Below are 25,636 nucleotides of genomic sequence, written 5' to 3'. Positions count from 1 at the left end.
ATGGAACCCCCTAAGAGTTTTTTATTACTTTGTCTCAAGATCCTTAAGCATTAAAGCGCCATTTGAATCTTTTGTATATTTGACAACAACTTTTTGCCCTTCTGAAATGCTGTTCATTTTGTCCTGAAGGTCTGAACCAACCTGAATCGACGTCTCTTTATCATCAATAGTGACTGCAATTGTATGGCTGTCCGCCAAACCGGCAAAAGTGCCTTCCTTCGTTACTGTCTCTTCTGCAGCTGCATCCTGGCTGTCTGAATTTGTTTCTGCTCCTGATGTGTTCTGAGCTGTGCCGCACGCAGACAAAAGAAGCAGCATTGAGAACATTAAAATAGCAATTTTTTTCATTCCTATATCACCTCTCCACTTTTTATCGACAATTTTAAGCTTATTTTAAGATTTCTTTCAAAACAACGAAAAATTTTTGCGGATTTTCTTAAAATACCGAAACATTTGTTACAAGGAGCCGTCTATTGTAAAGAATCAGACAAATTTTAGTTGTTTTCAAATATTAAGAAACTTATAATCGTACTAGATTACAAAAAAGCGAGGACTTTATTATGAGAGCTGAAAAAAGAAAGAAAAAAAGAAAGGCGTTACTTGTCATTTTAGCCATTGTGGCCGTATTTGTACTCGGAACTGGAGGCTATGCATACTACTTATGGCATAAAGCAGCATCAACCGTGGCAAGTATTCATGAAAGCATTGATAAATCGAAAAAGAGGGATAAAGAGGTCAGTATCAATAAAAAAGATCCTTTTTCCGTCTTAATCATGGGTGTGGATGAACGCGACGGCGATAAGGGCCGTGCCGATACGCTCATTTATATGACTGTTAACCCAAAAACGAATACAACCGACATGGTCAGCATTCCGCGTGACACGTATACAAAAATTATCGGAAAAGGCACAATGGATAAAATCAACCATTCATACGCTTTCGGCGGCACGCAGATGACGGTTGACACGGTCGAGAACTTCCTCGATGTTCCGGTTGATTATTTTGTAAAAGTGAACATGGAAAGCTTTAGAGACGTTGTTGATACACTTGGCGGCATTACAGTTAACAGCACATTCGCCTTCAGCTATGACGGTTATTCGTTCGGCAAAGGAGAAATCACACTGAACGGAAAAGAAGCGCTCGCTTATACCCGGATGAGAAAAGAAGATCCGAGAGGCGACTTCGGACGCCAGGACCGCCAGCGCCAAGTCATCCAAGGTATTATTAATAAAGGCGCTAATATTTCTTCCATCACGAAATTCGGAGATATGTTTAAAGTTGTTGAAGATAATGTGAAAACGAATTTGACCTTCGATAACATGTGGGATATCCAGTCGGATTACAAAGGTGCGCGGAAACATATTAAACAGCACGAACTAAAAGGTACAGGCACGAAAATCAATGGAATTTACTACTACCAAGCTGATGAAAGCGCCCTTTCCGATATTACAAAAGAGCTGAAGGAAAGCCTCGAAAAGTAAAACAAAAAGAAGCTTCGCACAATGTGCAAAGCTTCTTTTTTATTTGCCTGTAAATGAATCCGGTTGTTCTTTCCGATACCCATAATGAAACAGCAATTCTTCCACAATCCGGCGGGAAGCCTCTCCATCTCCATACGGATTAGAAGCCTGGGACATTTTCTTGTACTCATCATGATCAGTTAACAGCTGTTTTGCCAGCTGATAAATGTTTTCCTCATCCGTCCCTGCAAGTTTCAGCGTTCCCGCTTCCACTCCTTCAGGCCGTTCCGTCGTATCACGCAGAACAAGCACCGGTTTCCCGAGAGATGGGGCTTCCTCCTGCACGCCGCCCGAATCTGTCAATATAAAATGCGATTTCGCTGCAAAGTTATGGAAATCAATCACCTCTAAAGGTTCAATCAGATGCACTCTGTCAGAATCACCAAAATGCTTCTGAGCCGCTTCCCGGACAACAGGATTCAGGTGCACAGGGTAAACGACTTGTACATCTTCAAATTCCCCTACAATTCTGCGGATGGCCTTGAACATGTTTTCCATTGGCTCACCCAAATTTTCCCGGCGGTGAGCGGTCAAGAGAATCATTTTATCCTCACCCACCTGATCGAGAACAGGATGTGAGTAACCATCCCTAACCGTTGTGTTGAGTGCGTCAATCGCTGTATTGCCCGTTACAAAAATAGAGTCGGCCTTTTTGTTTTCTTTTAATAAATTGTCTTTCGCCTGGCCTGTCGGAGCAAAATGCAAATCAGCAATCGCCCCTGTCATCTGTCGATTGAGCTCTTCCGGAAACGGGGAATACTTATTCCCTGTACGGAGCCCCGCCTCCACATGACCGACAGCAATTTGATGGTAAAAAGCGGCTAGGCTTCCGGCAAACGTCGTCGTCGTATCACCATGGACAAGCACAATATCGGGTTTGATATCTTTAAACAACTCATCCAATTTTACAAGTGCGTTAGACGTAATCTCTGCCAGTGTCTGCCGCTCCTTCATAATGTTCAAATCGAAGTCAGGCTTGATGTGAAACGCATCTAACACCTGATCGAGCATCTGTCTGTGCTGTGCAGTTACCGTTACATAGGAATCTATTTCAGGATATTTTTTCAATTCAAGCACAAGCGGTGCCATCTTGATCGCTTCAGGCCTGGTCCCGAAAACGGTCATCACTTTTAGTTTTTTCATATTTGTCACCTGGTTTCTTTGTTTAACGGGCTGTTAGATAGAATTTCGATTGGTCCGATTGTATAAATAGATCTACTTTCTTCTTTATTTTAAAGCACCATAGCTTTTTTTCAATATTTTTACTGCAAAAGTACACACTGACATCCTTTTTCGGAACCAATGTGGTTTTATAAGAATTAATGGATAAAACAATATTGGTGTTTTGTAAATAAGCCGGAGCAAACTTTTGCTGAACGAGATTCCGATCAACCTGTATCACTGTCCCATCAGCTGAACTGATTTGATTTTTTATTGGGATTAAAAACTCTTGGTTATTGCATTCGAGCAATAATAAAGATTGCTTCGGAAAAAACAATTGGCTTCCAGGAAATACGAACGTTAAATGCTGGTCCGAATCATTATCTCTGAATTCGACTTTCAGAACTTCCTGCTTTCTGATATCCACCGACAAATTATCATAGGTTTTAGTAAAGTACGGCCGTGCGCTGAAAGCATATTCCCCGTTATTCCCAATATATTTAGCATGTTTTGAATAAGGATACGGTTCTCTGCTGCTGCCAATTCGGACGCGTTTTTTATAGCCGTCTATCCCCGATTCAATAAAGAAATCCCAAACACCAATATCTTCTTCATGAATAGCCAAATCAGTAAACTTCGTGAGAAATTCAAATTCTCCGTCCTTGGAATACACTGGAGAAATGATTTTTTCAGTTTTTCTATCACGGTGCACCCAAATGCCGTATAAAGTTTGCATAGCTTGATGCTCTGGTTGTAAAGCCGTGTGGGTAACCGACCCTCTTAATGTGAAAGTGTTGTCCTTCATTTGAAATTCGCTCACGTAATGACTGATTTTGTTTCTGTCATCAACAATCCGTTCATTCTCTGCCAAATGATATGAGATAAGGCTGGGATAGTTTGCTATGATATGACCATTTTTAACTGACGTATATTGGGCCATATTTTCTTTATCAGCTTCAAACTGCTTCAAGCCCTTTAGGTCATTATGGCGTACAAAGTGTAATTTTAACCGCGTATGAGAATGAACAAGCTTATCAATTTCCCGTGGTATATTTTGTTCAACAAAATGATGCAGCTCTGTCATCCATGTTTGCTGCTCCCGTTCGTCCTCGATTGTTACGGTAAAGTCCGTTGTTCTGGAAAAATCAAAATGACGATTTAAAAACTTCGCCATAAACTTCATTTTGCGATTATGTGAAAGACGGCTATTACGAATCATATCTATGATTACCTTCATTGCGCCATAGTAGCTTTGAGGCGCAACGTATGCAAACGTCATATGCTCGCCGTCATGCTGTACAGCATAGTAATAATCATAATCGGCCAAGACAGAAATTTTGTCCGCTTCTAAATAAGCCTGCATGACAAATACCTGATCCTCTGTAGCCTGTATATTAGAGGGGAAATATATGTCATGCATTCTAAGCAGTGAAACTTTAAAAAGTTTTGTCGGTCCTATTGAGTAAACAAGCGGAGATTTTACAAGATCCGCCTCAGGTTTCGTTTCCTTAAAAATAGCTTGCGGGACCGATCTGCCGTTTACACCGACCATTTTCCCAAGCACAATATCTGAATCATGCTGTTTTGCAAATTGATACATTCTCTCAAACGCTTCGATTCCTACATAATCATCGGAATCAATAAAAAAAATGTATTCACCGTTCGCAGCACGTATCGCCTGGTTTCGCGGCTCTCCCGGCCCTCCCGAGTTTTTTTCTCGTTCTATAACCGTTATATTAGAATACTGTTCACTGTACTTTTTTAATATTGAAACCGTGCCATCCTGAGAACAATCATCTACACAAATAATTTCGTACTCATTATTCGGCATGGTTTGTTGAACCATACTATCCAGGCAGCGGGAGATAAAATGTTCTGAGTTGTATGTGGGTACTGCTGCAGTAATTTTCACCATGACACCTCTATCCTTATCCGCTTCTATTTCATTCACAAAAGCTCATATAATGAACAAAAACAGTATAAAAAAGCACTATTTCGTCATTTCAAATACTTCTTCCCATCTTTCAAATAATCGGGCTTCACTATATTCAGTATCCATTAAGTTCTTTGCGTTTTTTCCGTATTGAATGGCTCTCTCAGGGTTGTCGTACAAATAAATGATACTTTCAGCAAGCATGTCAATATTATCAGGTTCTACAAGCATTCCCGTTTCGTGTTCTTTTATGAGCTCCCTCGGGCTGTATTTCACATCAAAACTGACAACAGGGGTTGCGCACGAAAACGATTCACAAATCGCGAGACTAAACCCCTCAAATTTTGATGTTAATAATGTGGCAAGTGCCTGCTGATAAAATGGAGCAGGATTTGCGACATACCCTTTTAAATGTACATTATCTAACTTAAGATCATCGATCAATTGCTGGTATTCCTTATGGCCAGGACCGCTGCCATATATATTCAGGACAATATCCGGCCGGGATTTTTTTACGATTCCCATTGCTTTTATGACCTTATCGATCCCTTTTTCCTCATGATATCTGGCCACCATGACAAACTCGTTTTTCTTTTTTTCATACGTTTCTAATTTTTCAAGCCTTCTTGGTGCATGAGGAATAACAAAAATATTATTGTTCGACTCAAAATCCTTCATGATATCTTCTTTTTGTTCATTCGTTAATACGATCAGCCCGTCATAATCCTTAATATGCTCCATCGCATATTGATGATTGTTTCGAACTTTGCTGCCTAACGTATAAGGATAATCTAAATGATTTGAGTGAACACAGTAAAATCTTTTTGCCAATCCTGCACGCATTTCATTTACTTTTGAAGCACTTCCGACTCCATCACAGATGATAATAGGGTCCTTTTCTTTCTCACATAACGTTTCAAGCCAATGTGTATGAAACTGGTGCTTGTTTTTGAAAAATACAGCTTCCTTTTCATCACGGCCAAACAGCATAACTCCTTGACTGGCTCCTGTTTTAAAATGGTACCATTCTGTTAAATAACAGAAACCGTCGGGTGCTGTGTAGTGAATTTGATTGATTTTTCCGCTTCTTGTATCGAATATCACAGTTTTATTTACATAACCGCCATGAAAGAATTCTCGCTTTGTCATTTGCATATTTTCATTGAAATGATCTACATATAAAAGATTATCCGACTCATCCCATTTTTTCTTTTTTATATATAAGCCATTCTTGAAGTATTCCGTTTCTAATTTTTCCTCATTATGATGCGCAGCATATGGTTCTTCAAAGCGATTACAATTTTGATCATAGTAACTTTGTTGCGCTTCCCCAATTTTTATATGCTTATGCTGATTTTTATAGTCATCATAAATATTGAGGATATTTACATCAGCATGCAGCCTTCCAGCGCTCTTCAGCACTTGCTCAATCTGATCATAATTGTCTTTATAATCAAGTGTAACCAAATCGATTTTATGGCCGCGCTCCGCAAATGTAAAAGATCTTGACATCATAGAGCTTGTAATGCCGCCTTTTTCAATGTCTATTTCATATATTAGTGAAAAGATCCTTCTCATCTTCAAGCTCCTTCTTCTGGTAAAACCTTGTCTGCTATTTTTTCACAAACAGCCGTTTCATTAATTTTCTCCGAAATCCCTCGGCAGTCTGAACACGCAAATAATTATTTTCTTTTTCTAAAGTAACTTGCCAGCCTGAAATACTTTGTTCTGATAATGGAATTTCCTTTGAACCGGTTATTCGCACACCTGATGCAAAGAAGCTATTATCCCACTCGGAACAGAGATGCAATTCAATGGTGGACAACTGATCTAATACAGAGTGAACACGAAGTGTACCGCTTACGGTAAATATTAGTTCTTCCTCGCTGTTTACTTTTGCGTTAAACGTGCTTTCAGTGCCGCTCTTTTTATTTTTTAACTTCCAATACATTTTATGGCGGCCTACAGAATGGGGAGGAATGCAGCCTTTAAATTCAACCTTGGCTGACAGATATAAATCGGATTTTGATTGCCATTCTGCCATTAACAGCTCAACATTCATATCCTTCAATTGATTATTAAATGGCACCTGATCTATTAGTTTGTCCACAAAACGCTTGCGGGTAAACGGCTCTTCAGAAACGTAATAAATATTTGTGCGAGGCCCCGTATTTTTAATTATGTCATGATATCTCTTCAAGGAAGGAACCACGAAAGCATCAAGGTGGCCTATTTCCTTTTCAAGGTTTTCCAACATCTCATTCGTCTCTATAAAACCTAGATACATGGAAGAATATTCAACTGAAAGAGATTTTAATGTAGTATATAACTCAACTTCAGAAGTCATAAATAAATAATCCGCTTCCTTTATCAAGCGGCTCAGAAAATAACGGGAAAGTTCATTTTCTGAATACAATACACTGACTATATTCTCTTTTTCGTCAAAAATGACAATTTTTTCAGTTGTTCCATCATTCTTATACCATTTTGTCATATAACAAGTGCCATCTGCCCTTAAATAAAGATGCTGCTTCGGTTTGTTAGTGTCCAGATCCATGTACATTAAGCTGTGTACATATCCAGACAAATCATATTCTTCCCTTTTAAACCTTTGCCTGCTTTCATTAAAGTAATCAATGACAGCAAGTTCTCCTGATGCTGTAAACCTTTGATATTTGATATAACGTCCATTATTGTAATAACGATAAATTGGCTTATTTGGTTCTTGAATATATGTTAAACCTTCTTGTTCAATCGGATGCTTGATTTTATCTTTCTGAGGTTCAGAACCTTTAAAGTAGCTGTACATATTAATAACAGCAGTATCTTTAAAAGAAGAAGGCCCATTGGGCTCATGATGTAAAGTGACAATTTCCATTGGATAATTCCAATCGATCGTATTGATACTAAACTTTTTTGCAGCATTCAGCTCTTGACAAACAAATGCTAATTTTGGAGTAGAAACCTTAATTGTCATCATCTATTTATTACCTTTCGAATAAATTCGTACAGTCACATTTTCAGAACTACATTATATCACTTTTGCTGAGCAGGCTCTAGAGATGAAGAAGCTGTTATATTTCTTGAAATACCGGATCAGGTGAAACTGTTATATCTATCAATTAATGATATTTTTTTGTATTTCCTCGACCCCAAAGTCACTGAATTGACTCTTGTTTAATATTGGTTTTTCTTATATGATTAAATGTGTTTAACAGAATGAAAATAGGGTATTGATGAGAAAAGAAACTCAAACATTTTAAATACTCAGCATTCAAAAGAGTGACCCTAAATCTGTTCTTAAGGAAGGTGCTTTGAAATTGAAAAAAGTACGTAAAGCCATAATCCCTGCCGCAGGTCTCGGAACGAGATTCTTGCCGGCTACGAAAGCAATGCCGAAAGAAATGCTTCCTATCGTTGATAAACCTACCATTCAATACATAATTGAAGAAGCTGTTGAAGCCGGTATTGAAGATATTATTATCGTAACAGGAAAAAGCAAGCGTGCGATTGAGGATCATTTTGATTACTCTCCTGAGCTTGAAAGAAACCTAGAAGAAAAAGGAAAAACTGAGCTGCTTGAAAAAGTGAAAAAGGCTTCTAACCTGGCTGACATTCACTATATCCGCCAAAAAGAACCTAAAGGTCTCGGACATGCTGTCTGGTGCGCGCGCAACTTTATCGGCGATGAGCCGTTTGCGGTACTGCTTGGAGACGATATTGTTCAGGCTGAAACACCAGGGTTGCGCCAATTAATGGATGAATATGAAAAAACACTTTCTTCTATTATCGGTGTTCAGCAGGTGCCTGAAGAAGAAACACACCGCTACGGCATTATTGACCCGCTGACAAGTGAAGGCCGCCGTTATCAGGTGAAAAACTTCGTTGAAAAACCGCCTAAAGGCACAGCACCTTCTAATCTTGCCATCTTAGGCCGTTACGTATTCACGCCTGAGATCTTCATGTATTTAGAAGAGCAGCAGGTTGGCGCCGGCGGAGAAATTCAGCTCACAGACGCCATTCAAAAACTGAATGAAATTCAAAGAGTGTTTGCTTACGACTTTGAAGGCAAGCGTTATGATGTTGGTGAAAAGCTCGGCTTTATCACAACAACTCTAGAATTTGCGATGCAGGATAAAGAGCTTCGCGATCAGCTCGTTCCATTTATGGAAGGTTTACTAAACAAAGAAGAAATCTAAACAAAAAGGCTATTGGACATTCATCCAATAGCCTTTTTTTATTTCAACATCAAAGTCAGTGTATGCTCTTCATTATCAACTGCAAAAACCTGATCAGCTGTATTCACAAGAAAACGCTTCTTGCTGCTGTCATACAATACATCGCTATCACTTAAGGATAGTGACGCCGGGGTGATAGGAGAAATGTTATGAAAAATAAGCTCTGTTGCTTTATCATTCTCCAACACATAGCTGATTTTTTCATAATCAAAATCTAACGTTTTTCTGCCGTCAGCCGTATCCCCTTCAGTATATCCATTCAACTTGGATTGAATGCTGGTTCTGCTGTCTCCCAGGAATTTCAGAAAGTATTCATAGGAAGAAGCTGCGTTTTGCGAGACATAAGACGTAAATGCAGCGGCATGCAATTCAGCATGTTTCATGTTAGCTGCAACAGCGCTCTTTTTCACATAATAAGAGTGCCCGTCAAATTTTATTTTCGCTGCTTGTTTGCCTTTTGCAGCTACCGTCACCTCTGTACCGAATGGCAGTGTAACGTCAGCCTTCTGTTTCAAACCCTGATCTTTATAAGCAGCGGCTTTTTCATTTGCTATAAACCCTTGCTTATTGACTGCAGTTAAGCGTTCCTCTGACTTGCCCTTTGCATTGCCATGATGGTTCTTCACTTCATTTTGCGGAATAGCGCCAAACGAAGCAATTGTACGAAGCGGAGCATTAAAGAACATCGTTCCTGCCATGAATACAGTCAGGATAGACAAAATAGCAATTTGAACCGCATTAGCCAATGATTTCGGCTTTTTCTTCTTTTGGCGGAAACGGGCAAACGCTTCAGGATCTTCTTTCTTCCTCTCTTCCGTCTGCTCTTTTTTATATGTCTCTTTTTCTTTTTTAGACAGCTTATTAAACCAGTCAATAAACGCTTTATACTCTTTGACAACCGTTTTTGTTTCATCAAACATACGAAGCTCGCCATAGTGCATCCAAGCAACACGGTCACACATCTTTTCAATCTGACCGATTGAGTGGCTGACAAAGAAAATCGTTTTTCCTTGCTTTTTAAACTCATTTATTCTGTCTACACACTTCTGATAAAACGTTTGGTCCCCTACAGAAAGCGCTTCGTCAATTATTAAAATGTCAGGGTCAATATGCACGGAAATCGCAAAACCGAGACGAGATTTCATCCCGCTAGAATAGTTTTTAACCGGCTGATTAATAAAATCGCCAATCTCGGCAAATTCAACGATGCTGTCATACATATCATCAATTTCTTTATTGGTTAACCCCATCATCAAACACTTGAGCCGGACATTGTCCCGGCCCGTTAATTGGTTATTTAAACCGGCAGCAATCGCAATCAGCGACGGCTGGCCGTTCATTTCAATTTCACCGCTGGTCGGCGGAATAATTTTAGCCAGCAGGTTAGACATGGTTGATTTCCCTGATCCATTTATCCCTACAAAGCCGATTGTCTCTCCCTCATACACGTCAAAGGAGACATTCCGCACAGCAAAAAAACCATTATCCTTAGCCGGAAAAAACAATCCTTTTATCTTGTCCGATTGTTTTTTATACAAATGATATTGCTTTGAAACATTTCGAAACGAAACTTTTAGTTTCATCGTACAATCTCCTTACGTATTAAAGAAAGTCAACAAACTTGTCTCTGAATTTCATATGCAGAATAGAACCCACTAACAATAAAAGGAATGTGAACAGCCAGAAATACAGCGTGTACTTCATGTCTTGGAAAAACCATTTTCCGTCTAAGAAGCTGTTCCTAAATCCTTCTATCAGATAAAAAATCGGATTCAGCTTAAGCACAGGCAGAAGATTCGGGTGATTTTTCCCGAGCTGCTCTGAGATATTCCAAAAAATCGGAAGTAAAAAGAACAATAATCTGGTTACGGCCTGCAGCAGAAATTGATAATCTCTGACAAGCACACTGATTGTAGAGTTAAACAAGCTAAATGAAAACATAAACACAATCATGCAGATTAAATAGTAAATATATTGTATCCAATGCAAGCTAGGATAAATACCGCTTGCTAAAAGCACAATGACATAAACACCCATCATTACAAAATAACTAAATAAATTTGAAGCAATCACAACAGAAGGCAGTGAACTGATCGGAAAATTCATTTTCGCCACCATATTGATCCGTTTAAATACACTGTTTGATCCATCCAGAATCGTCGGGCTAATAAAAAACCACGGGATCAAACCAGCCAGCATCCAAACAATAAAAGGAACTTCTCCAATACCTGTTATGACTGGCTTGCTGTTACGAATCCCCATACCAAATACAAACCAATACGCCAGCATTTGAATGAGAGGATTGAGAAACTGCCATAATACGCCAAGATAATTCATCTGATACTGAGACTTTGTCTCATACGAAGCTAAGCGCAAAATTAAAGGAAACGATGTCACTTGCTCTTTTACGATTCTTACTAATGCATTCATTGTTTATCTTCCTTAGACTTAAATGATTTTTTGGATCTTTCGGTTAAAGAAATTTGAAAGCACCGGTGAATATTGTAACAGATATTCATTCATTTTTCATGTAATAGTCGACAGACCCACTTGTTAATTTAAAAATCCAATATACAACTAATATAAAAAGAATAGTTCTAAAAAAAGATAAGATAACAACAACCTTATTTTAGAACTATTCATGTAATTAATTTTTCATTTGGTCTTCTGATGTGATTTTTAATAATCTGTTAAAAAATTCTCTGTAGTAATCTGATTCATAATGAGAATAAGATAAACCATAAGGATATCTTTCATCTCCTATAAACTTTGTATCAGACAAATCTATTACCTTTGCTGAAGGGGCAATAGACAGGAAATAATTATCTAATTTATCCCAAAAGTAATTATTTCTCCTTATCATTGGAATATCATCAAATGTTTTTATTTTACCATCCATTCCATAATATGTTTCGGTAAATCTGCCCTTATTCAATATAATTTTATCTTCAGGAATAATGGTTTTTAACTTATCGAGAAATTTACCAATATTTTTCTTCCAAAGCTCAAAATACCTCTGATTTTCATGATGATTTATGATGTGTATGTTATCCCAATTTGATAAGAACTTACTTACTTCAATAAAATAGTTACAAGTCACATAATTATTTTCCTGAGTTCTAATGACCGGCTTACTCGCGTCGCAATAAAAATCAATAATAATGTAATCCGGTTTTGCTTCTTTCAACTTTACAAAGAAGTTTTTTTTAAAATCCGTTTCTACCCATGGCCGATCACTTTCTTTAACATCATTAAATTGATTAAAATCTATATCTACAGGATCAGACATCAAACTGATGACTGATGAATGGAATTGTGTATAACAACATTTATAAAATTTTTTGTAATCAGGGTTAAAAAATGATGACGAATTGAATGCATTTCTGCTAAAACAAGTACCTAAAACAGCTATATTAAGTGTATCTGCATCTTTATTTGAGTCAAAAAGCATATACAAAGATAATCGATTTCCACCATTTTTAAAGAACTTCACTTTATATCCATCAGCTATATTAAAATAATCAGTCTCAATATTTTCATTACAGCTAATATAAACATAGTCTTTACTATCAATTAAAATGAACACGTCCCATACACTCGCATGATCTTTTCTTAGCAATTTTAACAAATTTCCTTTGTCTATCTCACAAAAAAATCGATCACCGTTATTTAGAAGACTGTATTCTTGAGAAAAATAATATTCGAAACCATTTCCTTTTTTCTCTCTTTTTCTAAAAACTACTTTACATTGTGAATTTATCTTAGTATTTATCTTAATATAAAGCCTTACGATCTTGTCATTTTCTTCAAATGAGGTTAATTGAGCAATATTTGTATCTTTTCGATATGTGTGCAGAGATAATGAGTTGCTTCCTGTTTTGTTTAATTTGACATAATGAAATGGGTGGCTTCTCAGTGCACTTAATTTATCAAGAGAACTTGGCAATTCTTTATCAACTAAACAAGAAAGCAAAATAGATTCAGAATTATTGTCTAATTTGATATAAAAATCCCAAATGTTTGAATCGTCAACAATAATATTATCCGGAAGATTATATAAATCAAGGTCAACCTCAAAGTGGTCATCAGTTTGAGACAGTTTTCCAAGTTCTATTTGTTCTTCATGAAATTGATAAAGGGTTCCATGTGGCCTACGTGAAAGAACGAATAGTAAATCGTTGTTTTCAAATAATTTATGCTTCTCTCCCTTTATTTGAAGTTTTAAATGAAGCTTGTCAGGTGAATTACCCTCTTCAATACTAAATATACTGAATTTTGCATTGTCAGGCTGTACTGTAATGACTAATTTATTATTCACTAATGAGCAGACCCCAAAATACAAAGAATCTGGTTGCTTTATTTCTAGTTTGTGTTGACCATCGAGACAGCTAATTAGTAATTGGGCATCTTGGTTTAATACTGTCAATTCCCACTCATTAGAGAAGGCGAGTTTTTTCGACTTTATTATATGAGCAAATTTCACTTCACATAAGAAATAACCTTCCTTATGCATATAAGAATAAGGAAGCTTTATCTGAATAGGCTGCTCAAAGGCTATGTTATTAGTCTTTAATTTTAAAGCCAGGCCCTCAAATTCCTCGATTCTGTGTGTATGACCAAAGATTATCCACCCATCATTTTTAAGATTTACAGAAATGTTCATTATCTCAATTTTCACGATGAATCCTCCGTATACTATTTATTTAAAGACTGAGTTTTTTAACTGGTCCAAAAAATTGGTATAGTAATCCATTGTATAATGAACATAAAATTTGCCCCATGGATGGTTTTCATATGAATTATATTTTTTATTTTCGAATAAACTTATTGCCTCTACATCACTGAAGCTGTCTAATACGTACGAATCAAATTTGCTCCAAACACTATTATAATAATCAACATCAATTATCTTGATGTTTCCTCCATTAATAAGCAACTTTTTCTTATCTTCTTTATCAAAAAAATGATGAACATTTCTTGCACTATTTAAGATAATTTTGATATCGGGACAATTTAATTTCACATAGTTATAAAAAAGATTAAACTTTTGTTTCCATAGTGAAAAATATTTTTCAAAATGATCTTCAATATTAAAGCTTTGCTTTTTATTTTGAATTGAAAGTTTATAGTAATTTGTTTTAGGAAGTGTCCACCTGTTATTTGTAATATACTGATTGCTAGAAATTTCTACGTAACCAAAATGCACATCTGCAAAAAAATCTAAAATTAATATATCTGGCTGAACAGATTTAATCTCGGTTAGAAAGCTATTCTCAAAATCCGTCTTTAAAGTGTTTTTTTCATGATTAGACATGTTCTCATTATCAATAACAATGTAGTTAGGTTTACTCATTGTTGAAATAATGGACGATTGGTTTTGGGTCAATACACAATCAAAAAAATTTTTATAATCAGCATTAAATTGAGAGTTAAAATTATCCCGTGTAACACAACTACCGTAAACCGCTACTTTTTTCATTTCTTTATTCCCTCTTTAATATTAGTTCCTAGACTAATAATTTGTTGATAAACACGTTTACAGTTTTCTTTATCCGTATACTTATAAAATTGATTTACTCTATCAATATATTTGGCATCCATTATACAATCGTTTTCCATACAATTTATCAGCTTATCAACTAAAGCATCTTTATCAGCAATTACTTCTCCAAACCCCATTGAATTGTAATCAAAATACCCTTTTTCCAAGTGATTTTTTTCGTATTGGAAGTAAAAAACAGGTTTTTTAAGATAAGCAAAGTCAAATGCAACGGATGAATAATCTGTAACTAAAATCGCACTATTATTGAAATGATCTCGATAACTTTCATTAATGTCCGCAATCCTCACTGAACTATTTTTGTTGAAATCTTTCAACTGCTGAACAATATTTGGATGCGGGAAGAATACGATCTCGTATCCTTTTTCATTAGCCTCATTAATAAGTTTAGCATCATTTAATAAATTATTAAGTTCATTAAAATAAACTGAGTTTTTAAAGAGTGGTGAATAATCTCTTTTCCCTGTTTGCGGATTTATTTTTCCTACTAAATGATTTCTCCATGTTGGCATAATTAATATCTTTTTATGATTATGATTAACAAGCTTATCAAATCTAGGAAATCCAGTTAGAATTACTTCTCTTTTTGAATAATTATAATGACCATTAATTATAGACTCATACTCAGGTTGAGCGGCTGTTATAAATAGTCTAATATTTTTCTTATACTTATTAAGCCATCCCGAAATATCATCTTTCGTAATTCCATGTTGAAGAAAAACAAAGTTAAATTTAAATAAGTCCTTATAATATTTCCTCATATTCACAAACGGGTTGACTACATAATCATCTGCATGTGAAGAGATAATTTCATCGGCAAGTAAATGTAAAAATTTGTGCTTAGGTGACCCGTATGCAACAACTGGTCCTATTTTTTTCAGCCTGTTATAATCTGGACTATCTTTACTGATAATAAAATATTTTTTGATGCCATCATTCTGCTGCATTGCATATTCAAATAATGCTTCAGCATTATCATCTGCCTTGTTGATTCTATCCATAAAAAGCCATACTCTTTTATTTTTCTTTATTTTATAGAGGTGTTCCATAATCTTTCTTACATTTGATGCTTTCTCAGCACCTATTTTATTAAAGGTCTTAAAACGTCTTTGAGCCCGCTTTTCTTTTGCTCTAATAATCTGATTTTTATCTTTTAGAACTACTAAATTATTAAGTTTATGATCGAAATAAATCCCTATACCATTTTTGGTATAGAAATCAACTATATGTTTATCCAGCGGGAATAATCGTCCAAAGTTAATTTTTACTTTTATTAGTTTTCCATTTGATGAAATCATCATTTCAATATTCGAGTTATTTGCAAGCTCACCAACTGGGATATCAACCTTAAAGCCCAGGTACTCTTTAACTGGCTTATTTAAGCAATATAAGTTGTGTACTGTTCTATCAATTTTTTCGGCATGATATATTTTGTCATTGACACATGCTTTCACTTCTAATTCTGCGGCATCAAATAATGAACCAAAATTACCTTCAAGGGTTAAAATCCCCTTTTCAATACTTAATAGCTCCATTGTTATAGCTTCATATCTCATAGAATTAATTAATTTCTCTTTAAAATATAAATTCACATTACGATTCAAAAAGATCTTTTTAAATACATTTTTTTCATTTCGATATTTCAATTTGATTAAAAAATATTTTCTGTGTAAGTTTAGAGATTTTTGTTCAAAGATTATGTCGTCATCTATAAATGCAAGTATTCTTTCTAGCAAGTCAAAAAACTCTTCAACTTCCTTATCCGTCAAAACATCAGTTCTGTCTTCTATATTTATTCTCCACTGCAAGTCATAGGCAATCATATACTGAATGTATCTTGGAACGTATCCTAATGTTGTAATACTATGATTAATTAATTCTCGAGAGAAATTCTTCAAATAATCTACATACCATTTTTTATCATTTTTACCTGTTTGAGTTGCAGATGACGCATCTTCTCTTCGTCGATAATTATATTGTCCTTCTGACACAATACCGTATACTTGGCGCTTCATTATAATTTTAGTCAGCCATTCACTATCTTCAGCGTAGGCCATATCTTCATTAAAAAAGTGATTTTTAACAGCTTCTTTTTTCACGAATGAACTTGGTGCTGATAATTGAATTCCTGTATGTTCTTTCAAGATATGAACTAGCCTAGTTTTATCAAATTTATAATTTAATAAGTGTGGACCACTTGTTTTACCAAACATCATCATTGGAATAGAAACTACATCGACTTTAGAATAATTCTTTTCAAAGAAATCATATACTTTTAAAAGGGTTGAAGGGGACAATGTATCATCAGGATCTAAGAAATTAATATATTTACCTTTGGCATATTTTAAACCCTCATTACGCGCACTACTTGCTCCGCCATTCTCCTTATCGATAAAGACTATATTTTCTGGATACGCTTCTTTATACTTTAAGCAAATTTCCCCTGATGCATCAACACTTCCATCGTTGACTAAAATCAACTGTATATGATGCTCAAAATCAAGTGCCTGATCAATTATGCTTGTTATTGCTTCATCTAAAAATTCTTCAACATTGTAAATTGCCATTATAATAGAAAAGAAAAAATTCTTTTGTTCCAAGTTTTCATTCTCCTTTTGAATTTTGTTTTATAGAAAAGAATTAGATTCGTATTAACCTCTTAAATAATTTATTTAAAACATTGACTTTTTGGAGATAAACATAATGATTATCTTTTTCAACTATAAACCTAAAAAAAATAACTCCTAAAGGAATTTTTAATTGGTAAGAAGAATATTTTCTATCTCTAACAGTAGTTTTCCAAATAACAATATTCTTTTGTGTTTGTTCATTTAACTTGGCCCTTATGAATTTTTTTCCATAAGAGATGTAAACATTATTTTCATCTTTAATTGCAGATTCTTCATTACTCAAACTCACAGTTAGCTCAATAGAAAATTTATTGACTCTCCATGAAGTAATTACAACTTTTTCGTTTTCAATTTTTCCTATTTGAATAAGTTTATTAACAGGATAACCCCATCGTTTAAATGAAATCAGATACTCTTTTAAGTATGTTTTCATTTTTTGATTGATAATTAACTTTTCATCCATATATTTTAAAATTTTATATAATTCTCTGAAGAACTCCAGTTGTTCTGTCTCATCTAGTACTTCATAAATCAAGTTATTGTTTTTTTGAATAATAAATAACTTTACATGATTTAGAATTAAGCATTGAATATAAGGTATTACCTCACCGTATTCCTCTAATGATCTTTTGATCATTTCCTCATAACCATTTTTAAGTAAAAAAGTATACCTATTTTTTTTATACCATGAAGTGTCTACGAGAGAATTTTCCTCTTTTCTTTTTCTATAGAAATACTTAGCATCAGGAATAAGACCATATTTTTGTTCTTTAATTAAAAAAGTATTAATAAATAAAACATCTTCCCAAAAATCCATCTGTTCATTAAAAGAAATTCCTAAACGATCTATTGCTTTTTTCCGAAAAAATGTTCCACCAATGTGATAGTGAACAGAAGAGTAATTATCAGTTATGTTTACAATGTTTTTATTACTTTTAAATCTATAATTAAGTGAATGCTCTCCATTTTTATTGTCAAAGAAAAATAGCGGCAGCACCGCTAAATTAATATCGGTATGTTTTTTAAAAAACTTTAATACTTCTACAATAGCATTTGGTGAAATTTTGTCGTCTGAATCAATAAAGCCTATAAATTCACTATTTTCACAAAATTTTAATCCATTATTTCTTGCTAAACTGACATTTGGTGTATCTTGATAAATAATTTTTATATTATTCGGAAATGCTGTTGCATATTTTTCACATATGTTTTTCGAATTGTCGATACTATTATTTTCAATTAATATAATTTCGATGTTTTCTTCAAAATTAAAAGTTTGATCAATGATACTGTCAATGGCTTCACTTAGATATAACCCCGAATTATAAACAGGCATTACAATTGAAAACAACATTTCAAGTACTCCTTTAAAAGAAAATGTTTTTATCCAAGTATTTCTTCAACAACTTTTTTAGATGAATCACCTTTTTCCAAATAACAAAATTGATCATAAAACGAAGTAAGGTTTTCATCCTGCTTATAGTGCTTTGTTTTGTGTATGGCTTCAATTACTTTTTCTGTTGTTTTAAGAAGAGGTCCCGGAGCACATTTTTCAAAATCATAGTAAAAGCCTCTTAGTTTATCTCTATAAAATTCAATATCAGGAACATAAAAAAGGATCGGCCTTTTTAAACCGGCAAAATCAAAAAACACCGAAGAATAATCTGTTATTAATATATCTGATATTAAATATAGCTCTCTAATATCATTATGATTTGAAAAATCATAAGCAAAACCCTTGTACGCAGTTAAGTTAATATTCTCAGATACAAGATAGTGCATCCTTAAAATAAGAATATATTCATCACTTAATTGGTCTTTAAGACTTTCTAAATCTAAAACCATATTAAATTTATATTTACCTTTAGCATAAAATGAGTTGTCTCTCCAAGTTGGGGCATACAAAATAATTTTCTTATCTCTATCAATACCTAATCTGTCTTTTATTTTTAGCATTTCTTCATATTTATTTTCTTTATGTAAAAAGTCATTCCTCGGATAGCCAGATTCAATAAAGGTTCTTTTAAACTGAAAAGCACTTCTAAAAATCTCCGTAGAGTATGCATTAGGGGAAATGAGATAATCCCATTTACTAGCTTCTTTCAGGAAGTTTTTTTTATATTGTTCAGTCGTCGTGCCGGGCATATGTACTTCGTCCATGTCATTTGCAAGTTTTTTTAGGGGAGTTCCGTGCCAAGTCTGCACATATGTGGTTTTTCTCGGTTTTGGGATCCATAACGGCAAGCGGCTGTTTGTTATCCAATATTTCGCTGTAGCCATATACCATAGCCATTTGAGAGAGAATCTTTTTAAATATTTCACATCTAAATTATCAAATAAATCTTTGTTTCTTTTATCTATACTCCAGATTAATCGGTAATCATATTTATCTTTATTTTCCTCAAGATACTCAAAAATTGCTCGTGGATTACAGCTGAATTGTTTGCCGGAATAGCTTTCGAAGATGATTAATTTTTCATTCCTGGGCAAAAGCCCAATTGTTCTAAAAGCAATTGAGTATACTCTGACCAATAGACTTCTATATTTCATTAAAATCTTTGATTTCATTTTAGACTCCTTAAATGTCGAACAATTAAATACTTATCTCAGCAAACAAGAAAAAAAGAAGCAACTGAATTACTTCAAGCCTCTTTAAGTTAGTGCTTCTATAAACTAGCCATGTCTTTTTTGATTTGGGTAGTTGAAATGCCTTCTGTTCTCGGAAGGTAAATGACCTCACAATATTCCTTTAAGAAGTCAAATTTCCCTTTCCAATCATCGCCGATCACAAATGTATCTATATCGTACTTTTGAATATCTGAAATTTTTTGTTCCCAGTTTTTTTCGGGAATCACTTCATCCACAAAATCAATTGTTTCTAAAATGAATTTTCGATGTTCATAGGAATGATGCGATTTTTTTTGTTTTTGAAGATTAAATTCATCTGTAGATAATCCCACGATTAAGTAATCACCCAGATTTTTTGCTCTTTGTAGCAGCTTCATGTGTCCATAATGAAATAAATCAAATGTTCCGTACGTTATCACTTTCTTCATCAGATAACATCACCTTCCAACTGTTTTCAACTGAGAGTACCAGAAAAAACCACAAACCTTAACAGATTGTTTATAATTTCGACACATTTTTTACGTACCATTAATATTGAACAATAATAGCATAAGTTCCTATAAAAGTTAAGGCTCTTTAAAAATGTCAATCACCAGCATTTTTTGGTATCATCGTTGTATTGATGTATAATTTTTACAGGTCTAATGTCTTATCCATACCCATTATAACAAGTTTTCTTTTTCGAAAAAATCGAATCTTTTGTCGTGTTTTTAAGTGAAACGATTTTCTTTCTGCTGCGTCATTTATTTTGTACGCCCTCCTCATATTAATTCATCGTCAAAACGTGAAGGAATTGTAATGTGAATGTTAAAAGTTCCTAAAGATTTTTGTGGTAAGATAGAGTAAAATGTTTTCAGACAAAGAGTCTTTAATCAAACTATACGAATGACACGTGTTTTTTATAGACATATAGATGAAAAGGAGGGTTGATACGATGCAAACGAAACCCATTAATCAATTAGATTTTGTAGACGGTGAACTGACTTCATTTGTATCACATTTAGAAATGTCATTTTTGGACCAGAATAAAGGTGCGTTCATCGTAACAGCGAATCCTGAAATCGGATTTGAAGCGATGCAAAATCCGCGTTATGAAGCGGTTCTTTCATCTGCTGATTTTATTTTGCCGGATGGCATTGGTGTTGTGTTGGTTTCCAAGCTAATTGGTAAGCCGCTTCAATCCAGAATCGCCGGTTATGATTTGTTTACGTCTTTGCTTGAGAAGGCTGATCAAAAGAAAAAACGGGTTTTCTTTTACGGTGCAGCTAAGCATGTGATTGCTCAGACAATCGAGCGAGTCGAACGTGATTATCCTGGGATTGAAATTGCCGGATATTCTGACGGTTATGTGAAGAATCAACATGAGGTGGCAGACAAGATCGCAGCCTCAAATCCTGACATGGTATTTGTTGCTTTAGGTTATCCTAATCAGGAGTTCTTTATCCATAAATACCGACATCTATTCCCTCAGGCTGTTTCTGTAGGGCTGGGCGGAAGCTTTGATGTGTTCAGCGGCAATGTCAAAAGAGCGCCCTCATTTTTTATCCGTTTTCACCTTGAATGGATGTACAGGCTGATCACAAACCCTGCGCGCTGGAGAAGAATGCTTAGCATTCCTAAGTATGTTACAGCCGTGCTGAAACATGAACGAACTTCAGCAAAGCCGCAATATACGGGACAGGTCAAAGATCAATCACGCCATCTGTAATGGGCCTTAAAGGAGCTATGGTATGTAATGAAATGCATGAATCTTTCGCTGTGCCTGCCGACAATCCGCGGCAGCCGTTTTGAGCTGATGACAGATTGAAATCCTGGTTTGCGTTTTTTTACTATTTGTTCATCAAAGTCATCGGCGCATTGCTGTTTTGGGTCAAACCGGGAAGTCAAGTGACCCTTCTTGTTTCCTTTCCTGATAATGCCCGGGCAATATTAAAGGAATATCAGATGGGACACTACTCATTTCCCATTCATGTACTTCTGACCCAGCATGCCAAATCGCTGGAAACAGAATTTCCTGAGCTTACTGTTTCAGTTATTAACGAAAAACACCCGCTTCATATATATAAAGCGGTCTTTTCTATGCTGAGCAGTAAAGCTGTGATTGTTGATAACTATTTTGTTTTGACAACCGTTTTGACCTGCAGACCTGATATCGAGTGTATCCAAGTTTGGCATGCGAATGGAGCGTTTAAACGATTTGGGTTAAAGGATATCAACACACAGAATCGTTCGCGGGCTGACGTGAGACGCTTTCGCAAAGTGTATGCTTCATTTGACCGGATTGTCGTCGGTTCTGAACATATGGCTGACATATTCAAGGAATTCTTCGATATAAAAGGTGATAAATTTCTTCGGTTTGGCGTGCCTTTAACCGATGCTTACTATGAGGTGAAAGAAAACAGCAATGACCTTAAAAGCAAATATCACCTGCCAGCAGAGAAAAAAATCATCCTGTATGCGCCAACCTTTAGGGATCATCAGTTTGAAAGCTTTTCGCTGCCGTTTTCAGAAAAACAGCTGCAGCATGATTTAAAAGGAGAATATTTACTTGCAGTAAAACTTCATCCTGTTATGAAGCAATCTGCTCAATTGCATGGGGATAGTGCGTGGATAAAAGACGTATCAGATCTCCCTCTTGCAGACCTTTTAAAAATGAGTGATCTGTTAATATCAGATTATTCTTCTGTCCCTTTTGAATTTGCTTTGCTGGACAAACCCATTTTGTTTTATACGTATGATATGGAGGCTTACAACAGAACCCGCGGTTTAATCTGCCATTATACAGAGGTAATCCCTGGGGTTCCTTGCCGTGATTCAGGAATGCTCTTGGACCAGCTGAAAGATATGAACAGGCTTCAATCTGAAGTGGAGCGCTTTTCACGTGAATGGAATCTGTACTCGAGAGGGAATGCCAGCAAGCTGCTTTTAAGCTATGTAAATGAGAAATTAAACTGATCTTTATATATAATAGAGATCGGTATTGCAAATAATATGAAAACCTTTTATAAAACATTATGTTGTAGTAAGGAAGGAGTCATTTTATGATTTATGCTGAGATTCTAGCCGGTGGAAAAGGTTCCCGCATGGGGAACGTTAATATGCCAAAACAGTTTTTGCCGTTAAATAAACGCCCAATTATCATTCATACGGTTGAAAAGTTTTTATTAAATGACCGTTTCGATAAGATTTTAATCGTCTCCCCTAAAGAGTGGATTAACCATACAAAAGACATTTTAAAGAAATTCATCGGGCAGGATGATCGCCTGATTGTCGTTGAAGGCGGCAGCGACCGTAATGAATCTATTATGAGCGGCATCCGCTATATTGAAAAAGAATTCGGTATTCAGGATGATGACGTGATCATCACTCACGATTCTGTGCGTCCGTTTCTCACTCATCGCATTATCGATGAAAACATTGATGCTGTTCTTCAATACGGCGCGGTTGATACTGTTATCTCAGCCATTGATACAATTATTGCTTCAGAAGACCAGGAATTTATTTCTGATATCCCTGTCCGCGATAACATGTATCAGGGGCAAACACCGCAAAGCTTCCGGATCAGCAAATTGGTCGAGCTTTATAATAAACTGTCCGATGAGCAAAAAGCTGTCCTTACTGACGCTTGCAAGATCTGCTCGTTAGCGGGTGAAAAAGTGAAGCTGGTCCGCGGTGAAGTCTTTAACATTAAAGTAACGACACCATATGACTTAAAAGTGGCTAATGCCATTTTACAGGAGCGAATTTCACAATGATTAATCAAACATATCGTTTAGTTTCTGCCCGACAATTTGAAGTGACATATAAAGATAAAGTTGTCCATTCAGATAAGGTCGTCGTCCGTCCTACCCATTTATCCATCTGTGCTGCAGACCAGCGTTATTATACTGGCTCACGCGGCAAAGAAGCGATGGACAAAAAACTGCCGATGGCTCTGATCCATGAAGGGATCGGAAAAGTCATGTTTGATCCAACAGGCACATTTAAAGTCGGAACCCGGGTTGTTATGGTGCCAAATACACCGGTTGAAGAGCATGAAGTCATCGCAGAGAATTACCTGCGTTCCAGCAGATTCCGTTCAAGCGGTTATGATGGATTTATGCAGGATTATATGTTCATGGCGCCTGATCGGCTTGTTGAGCTTCCAGACAGCATTAATCCGCATGTCGCAGCCTTCACTGAGCTTATTACAATTGCAGTTCACGCGCTTTCCCGCTTTGAGCGCATGGCGCATAAGAAGCGTGACACATTCGGTGTCTGGGGGGACGGAAATCTCGGATTTATCATGACGCTTCTACTGAAGAAAAAATATCCAGACAGCAAGGTGTTTATTTTCGGAAAAACACCTTACAAGCTTGATCATTTTTCTTTTGTTGATGCAGCTTATCAAATTAACGACATTCCTGAAGATGTCAGAATTGATCATGCCTTTGAATGCGTGGGCGGACGCGGCAGCGAAAGCGCAATTGAGCAAATCATTGCCCATGTCCATCCTGAAGCGTGTGTAGCGCTCCTAGGCGTGTCTGAATACCCTGTTGAAATTGAAACAAGAATGGTGCTTGAAAAAGGGATTACGCTGATCGGCAGCAGCCGCAGCGGACGCGAGGATTTTGCCCGTACTGTAGACTTTTTAGCTCAATACCCTGAAGTCGTTGATTATTTAGAAACATTAGTTGGCGGACGCTTCCCGGTACGCAGTATTGAGGAAATTACAAACGCGTTTGAAGCAGATTTGACTTCATCTTGGGGAAAAACTGTTATTGAATGGGAAATTTAAACAGTGAAAACATTCCTTACACGAATTGTAAAAGGAGTATTCGGCACTGCTTATAAACTATTGAGCGCTTTATTACCAGTACAGCACAACAAAATTGTCATAGCTTCCTATCGTGAGGATCATTTAAGTGATAATTTTAAAGGTGTCTATGAAAAGCTGAAGCAAGATCCGTCTCTTCGCATCACCCTGCTGTTCCGCAAGATGGATAAGGGGCTGATTGGACGAGCTGCATATTTGCTTCACCTTTTCAGCTCGTTATATCACCTTGCAACATGCCGCGTGCTTTTGTTGGATGATTATTATTTTCCTTTGTATGTTGTGCCAAAACGAAAGGAAACTGTTGCCATCCAGCTTTGGCATGCTTGCGGCGCGTTTAAAAAATTTGGCTACAGCATTGTGAACAAGCCGTTCGGCCCTTCTTCTGATTATTTGAAGATTGTTCCCGTGCATTCAAACTATGATTATGCCATTGTCAGTGCACCCGCTGCCGTTCCGCATTTCGCCGAAGCCTTTCAAATGGAGCAAAAGCAGATTTTGCCGCTCGGCATTCCAAGAACGGATTATTTTTATCATAAGGAACATATTCGCACTGTACTGGATGAGTTTCATCGGGTTTATCCTGAACTGAAGCATAAAAAAAAGCTTTTGTATGCTCCTACTTTTCGAGGCAGCGGACATCATCAAGAGGGTGACGCTATACCGCTTGATCTGCTACAATTAAAATCGGCGCTAAACCATAAAGATTATGTCGTGATCCTCCATCTTCATCCGTATATGCGCAAACATGCGCACACGGAAGAGGATGATTTTGTGCTGGATTTAACTGATTCGTACTCTTTGTACGATTTGATGGCAATCTCTGATGGGCTGATAACCGATTATTCTTCAGTTATTTTCGAGTACAGCCTGCTGAAACGTCCGATGTATTTTTACTGTCCGGATTTAGAAGACTACTTGGAAGAACGTGATTTCTACTACCCGTTTGAATCGTTTGTACCCGGGCCGATTTCGAAAGACGTTCCATCGCTTGTACACGATATCGAGAGTGATCACGAGGCTGATACGAAACGTATTGAAGATTTTTCACAGGCATTTATCACCCATCAGGACGGCAAATCTTCAGAGCGGGTGGCCGATTTTATTTCATCATTTTTAACATCTGGTGCCGATTAGGAGAAAGTGAGGTACA

At 36.1% G+C, this 25,636-nt stretch carries 20 protein-coding genes; 7 read left to right on the top strand and 13 right to left on the bottom strand.

From position 1 onward, the window contains the following. Window positions 1–24 precede the first annotated feature (24 nt). Window positions 25–348: a hypothetical protein gene (locus M1D94_RS02915; protein ID WP_038427952.1), complete on the bottom strand. Its 324-nt coding sequence runs from the start codon at window positions 346–348 to the stop codon at window positions 25–27. 212 nt (window positions 349–560) lie between these two features. Between M1D94_RS02915 and tagU the strand changes: the two genes are divergently transcribed. Continuing rightward, window positions 561–1,481, top strand: coding sequence for a polyisoprenyl-teichoic acid--peptidoglycan teichoic acid transferase TagU (gene tagU, locus M1D94_RS02910; RefSeq protein ID WP_015251104.1), 921 nt, complete (start codon window positions 561–563; stop codon window positions 1,479–1,481). A gap of 39 nt (window positions 1,482–1,520) precedes the next feature. On the opposite strand, the gene wecB is transcribed toward tagU, so the two are convergent. From wecB to M1D94_RS02890, 4 genes are all read right to left on the bottom strand, one after another. Then, a complete protein-coding gene (wecB, locus tag M1D94_RS02905) occupies window positions 1,521–2,663 on the bottom strand; it encodes a non-hydrolyzing UDP-N-acetylglucosamine 2-epimerase (RefSeq protein WP_021480729.1) in 1,143 nt (380 codons plus the stop codon). Between the two features lie 22 nt (window positions 2,664–2,685). Next, complete coding sequence (locus M1D94_RS02900; RefSeq protein WP_069703633.1) at window positions 2,686–4,596, bottom strand: glycosyltransferase; 1,911 nt, start codon at window positions 4,594–4,596, stop codon at window positions 2,686–2,688. 75 nt (window positions 4,597–4,671) lie between these two features. Next, window positions 4,672–6,192, bottom strand: coding sequence for a glycosyltransferase (locus M1D94_RS02895; RefSeq protein WP_141949241.1), 1,521 nt, complete (start codon window positions 6,190–6,192; stop codon window positions 4,672–4,674). 34 nt (window positions 6,193–6,226) lie between these two features. Next, window positions 6,227–7,594, bottom strand: coding sequence for an alpha-glucosyltransferase N-terminal domain-containing protein (locus tag M1D94_RS02890; protein WP_212082510.1), 1,368 nt, complete (start codon window positions 7,592–7,594; stop codon window positions 6,227–6,229). A 340-nt stretch (window positions 7,595–7,934) separates the two neighbouring features. Here M1D94_RS02890 and galU point away from each other — a divergent pair, with 340 nt between their 5' ends. After that, window positions 7,935–8,813 carry a UTP--glucose-1-phosphate uridylyltransferase GalU gene (gene galU, locus M1D94_RS02885; RefSeq protein WP_003227944.1) on the top strand — a complete coding sequence of 293 codons (879 nt, stop codon included), beginning with the start codon at window positions 7,935–7,937 and terminating at the stop codon, window positions 8,811–8,813. 38 nt (window positions 8,814–8,851) lie between these two features. Here the strand turns inward: galU and tagH are convergent, their stop codons facing one another. The 8 genes from tagH to tagD form a co-directional block, all read right to left on the bottom strand. Then, the gene (gene tagH, locus M1D94_RS02880) at window positions 8,852–10,435 is read right to left on the bottom strand and encodes a teichoic acids export ABC transporter ATP-binding subunit TagH (protein WP_038829885.1); all 1,584 of its coding nucleotides are present in this window, start codon (window positions 10,433–10,435) and stop codon (window positions 8,852–8,854) included. Window positions 10,436–10,454: 19 nt separating this feature from the next. Beyond that, a complete protein-coding gene (gene tagG, locus M1D94_RS02875; protein ID WP_003235506.1) occupies window positions 10,455–11,282 on the bottom strand; it encodes a teichoic acids export ABC transporter permease subunit TagG in 828 nt (275 codons plus the stop codon). 217 nt (window positions 11,283–11,499) lie between these two features. Continuing rightward, on the bottom strand, window positions 11,500–13,530 hold the full coding sequence (locus M1D94_RS02870) for a DUF6270 domain-containing protein (RefSeq protein WP_456270409.1): 2,031 nt from the start codon (window positions 13,528–13,530) through the stop codon (window positions 11,500–11,502). Window positions 13,531–13,551: 21 nt separating this feature from the next. Then, a complete protein-coding gene (locus M1D94_RS02865) occupies window positions 13,552–14,331 on the bottom strand; it encodes a DUF6270 domain-containing protein (protein ID WP_172884376.1) in 780 nt (259 codons plus the stop codon). Beyond that, window positions 14,328–17,012, bottom strand: a complete 2,685-nt coding sequence (locus M1D94_RS02860; protein ID WP_282627126.1) for a bifunctional glycosyltransferase/CDP-glycerol:glycerophosphate glycerophosphotransferase — start codon at window positions 17,010–17,012, stop codon at window positions 14,328–14,330. The genes M1D94_RS02865 and M1D94_RS02860 overlap by 4 nt, the downstream gene beginning before the upstream one ends. Before the next feature lie 40 nt (window positions 17,013–17,052). Continuing rightward, window positions 17,053–18,396: a glycosyltransferase family 2 protein gene (locus M1D94_RS02855; RefSeq protein ID WP_144500501.1), complete on the bottom strand. Its 1,344-nt coding sequence runs from the start codon at window positions 18,394–18,396 to the stop codon at window positions 17,053–17,055. Window positions 18,397–18,425: 29 nt separating this feature from the next. Next, the gene (locus M1D94_RS02850; protein WP_029726008.1) at window positions 18,426–19,610 is read right to left on the bottom strand and encodes a CDP-glycerol glycerophosphotransferase family protein; all 1,185 of its coding nucleotides are present in this window, start codon (window positions 19,608–19,610) and stop codon (window positions 18,426–18,428) included. A gap of 98 nt (window positions 19,611–19,708) precedes the next feature. Then, on the bottom strand, window positions 19,709–20,098 hold the full coding sequence (gene tagD, locus M1D94_RS02845; protein ID WP_029318766.1) for a glycerol-3-phosphate cytidylyltransferase: 390 nt from the start codon (window positions 20,096–20,098) through the stop codon (window positions 19,709–19,711). Window positions 20,099–20,604: 506 nt separating this feature from the next. Here tagD and M1D94_RS02840 point away from each other — a divergent pair. From M1D94_RS02840 to M1D94_RS02820, 5 genes are all read left to right on the top strand, one after another. Then, on the top strand, window positions 20,605–21,378 hold the full coding sequence (locus M1D94_RS02840; RefSeq protein ID WP_077671004.1) for a WecB/TagA/CpsF family glycosyltransferase: 774 nt from the start codon (window positions 20,605–20,607) through the stop codon (window positions 21,376–21,378). 95 nt (window positions 21,379–21,473) lie between these two features. Then, window positions 21,474–22,625 carry a CDP-glycerol glycerophosphotransferase family protein gene (locus M1D94_RS02835; protein ID WP_326243074.1) on the top strand — a complete coding sequence of 384 codons (1,152 nt, stop codon included), beginning with the start codon at window positions 21,474–21,476 and terminating at the stop codon, window positions 22,623–22,625. An 86-nt stretch (window positions 22,626–22,711) separates the two neighbouring features. Beyond that, on the top strand, window positions 22,712–23,425 hold the full coding sequence (locus tag M1D94_RS02830; RefSeq protein ID WP_003235520.1) for an IspD/TarI family cytidylyltransferase: 714 nt from the start codon (window positions 22,712–22,714) through the stop codon (window positions 23,423–23,425). Then, window positions 23,422–24,447 carry a ribitol-5-phosphate dehydrogenase gene (locus M1D94_RS02825; protein WP_003235523.1) on the top strand — a complete coding sequence of 342 codons (1,026 nt, stop codon included), beginning with the start codon at window positions 23,422–23,424 and terminating at the stop codon, window positions 24,445–24,447. Before M1D94_RS02830 ends, M1D94_RS02825 begins: the two co-directional genes overlap by 4 nt. Before the next feature lie 3 nt (window positions 24,448–24,450). Next, window positions 24,451–25,620, top strand: coding sequence for a CDP-glycerol glycerophosphotransferase family protein (locus M1D94_RS02820; protein WP_024571914.1), 1,170 nt, complete (start codon window positions 24,451–24,453; stop codon window positions 25,618–25,620). The last annotated feature ends 16 nt before the right edge of the window (window positions 25,621–25,636 follow it).

It is taken from the genome of Bacillus sp. JZ109 (assembly GCF_053903135.1).
The sequence above is the reverse complement of the archived record's forward strand: the minus strand, read 5'-3'. Positions and strand labels throughout refer to the sequence as shown.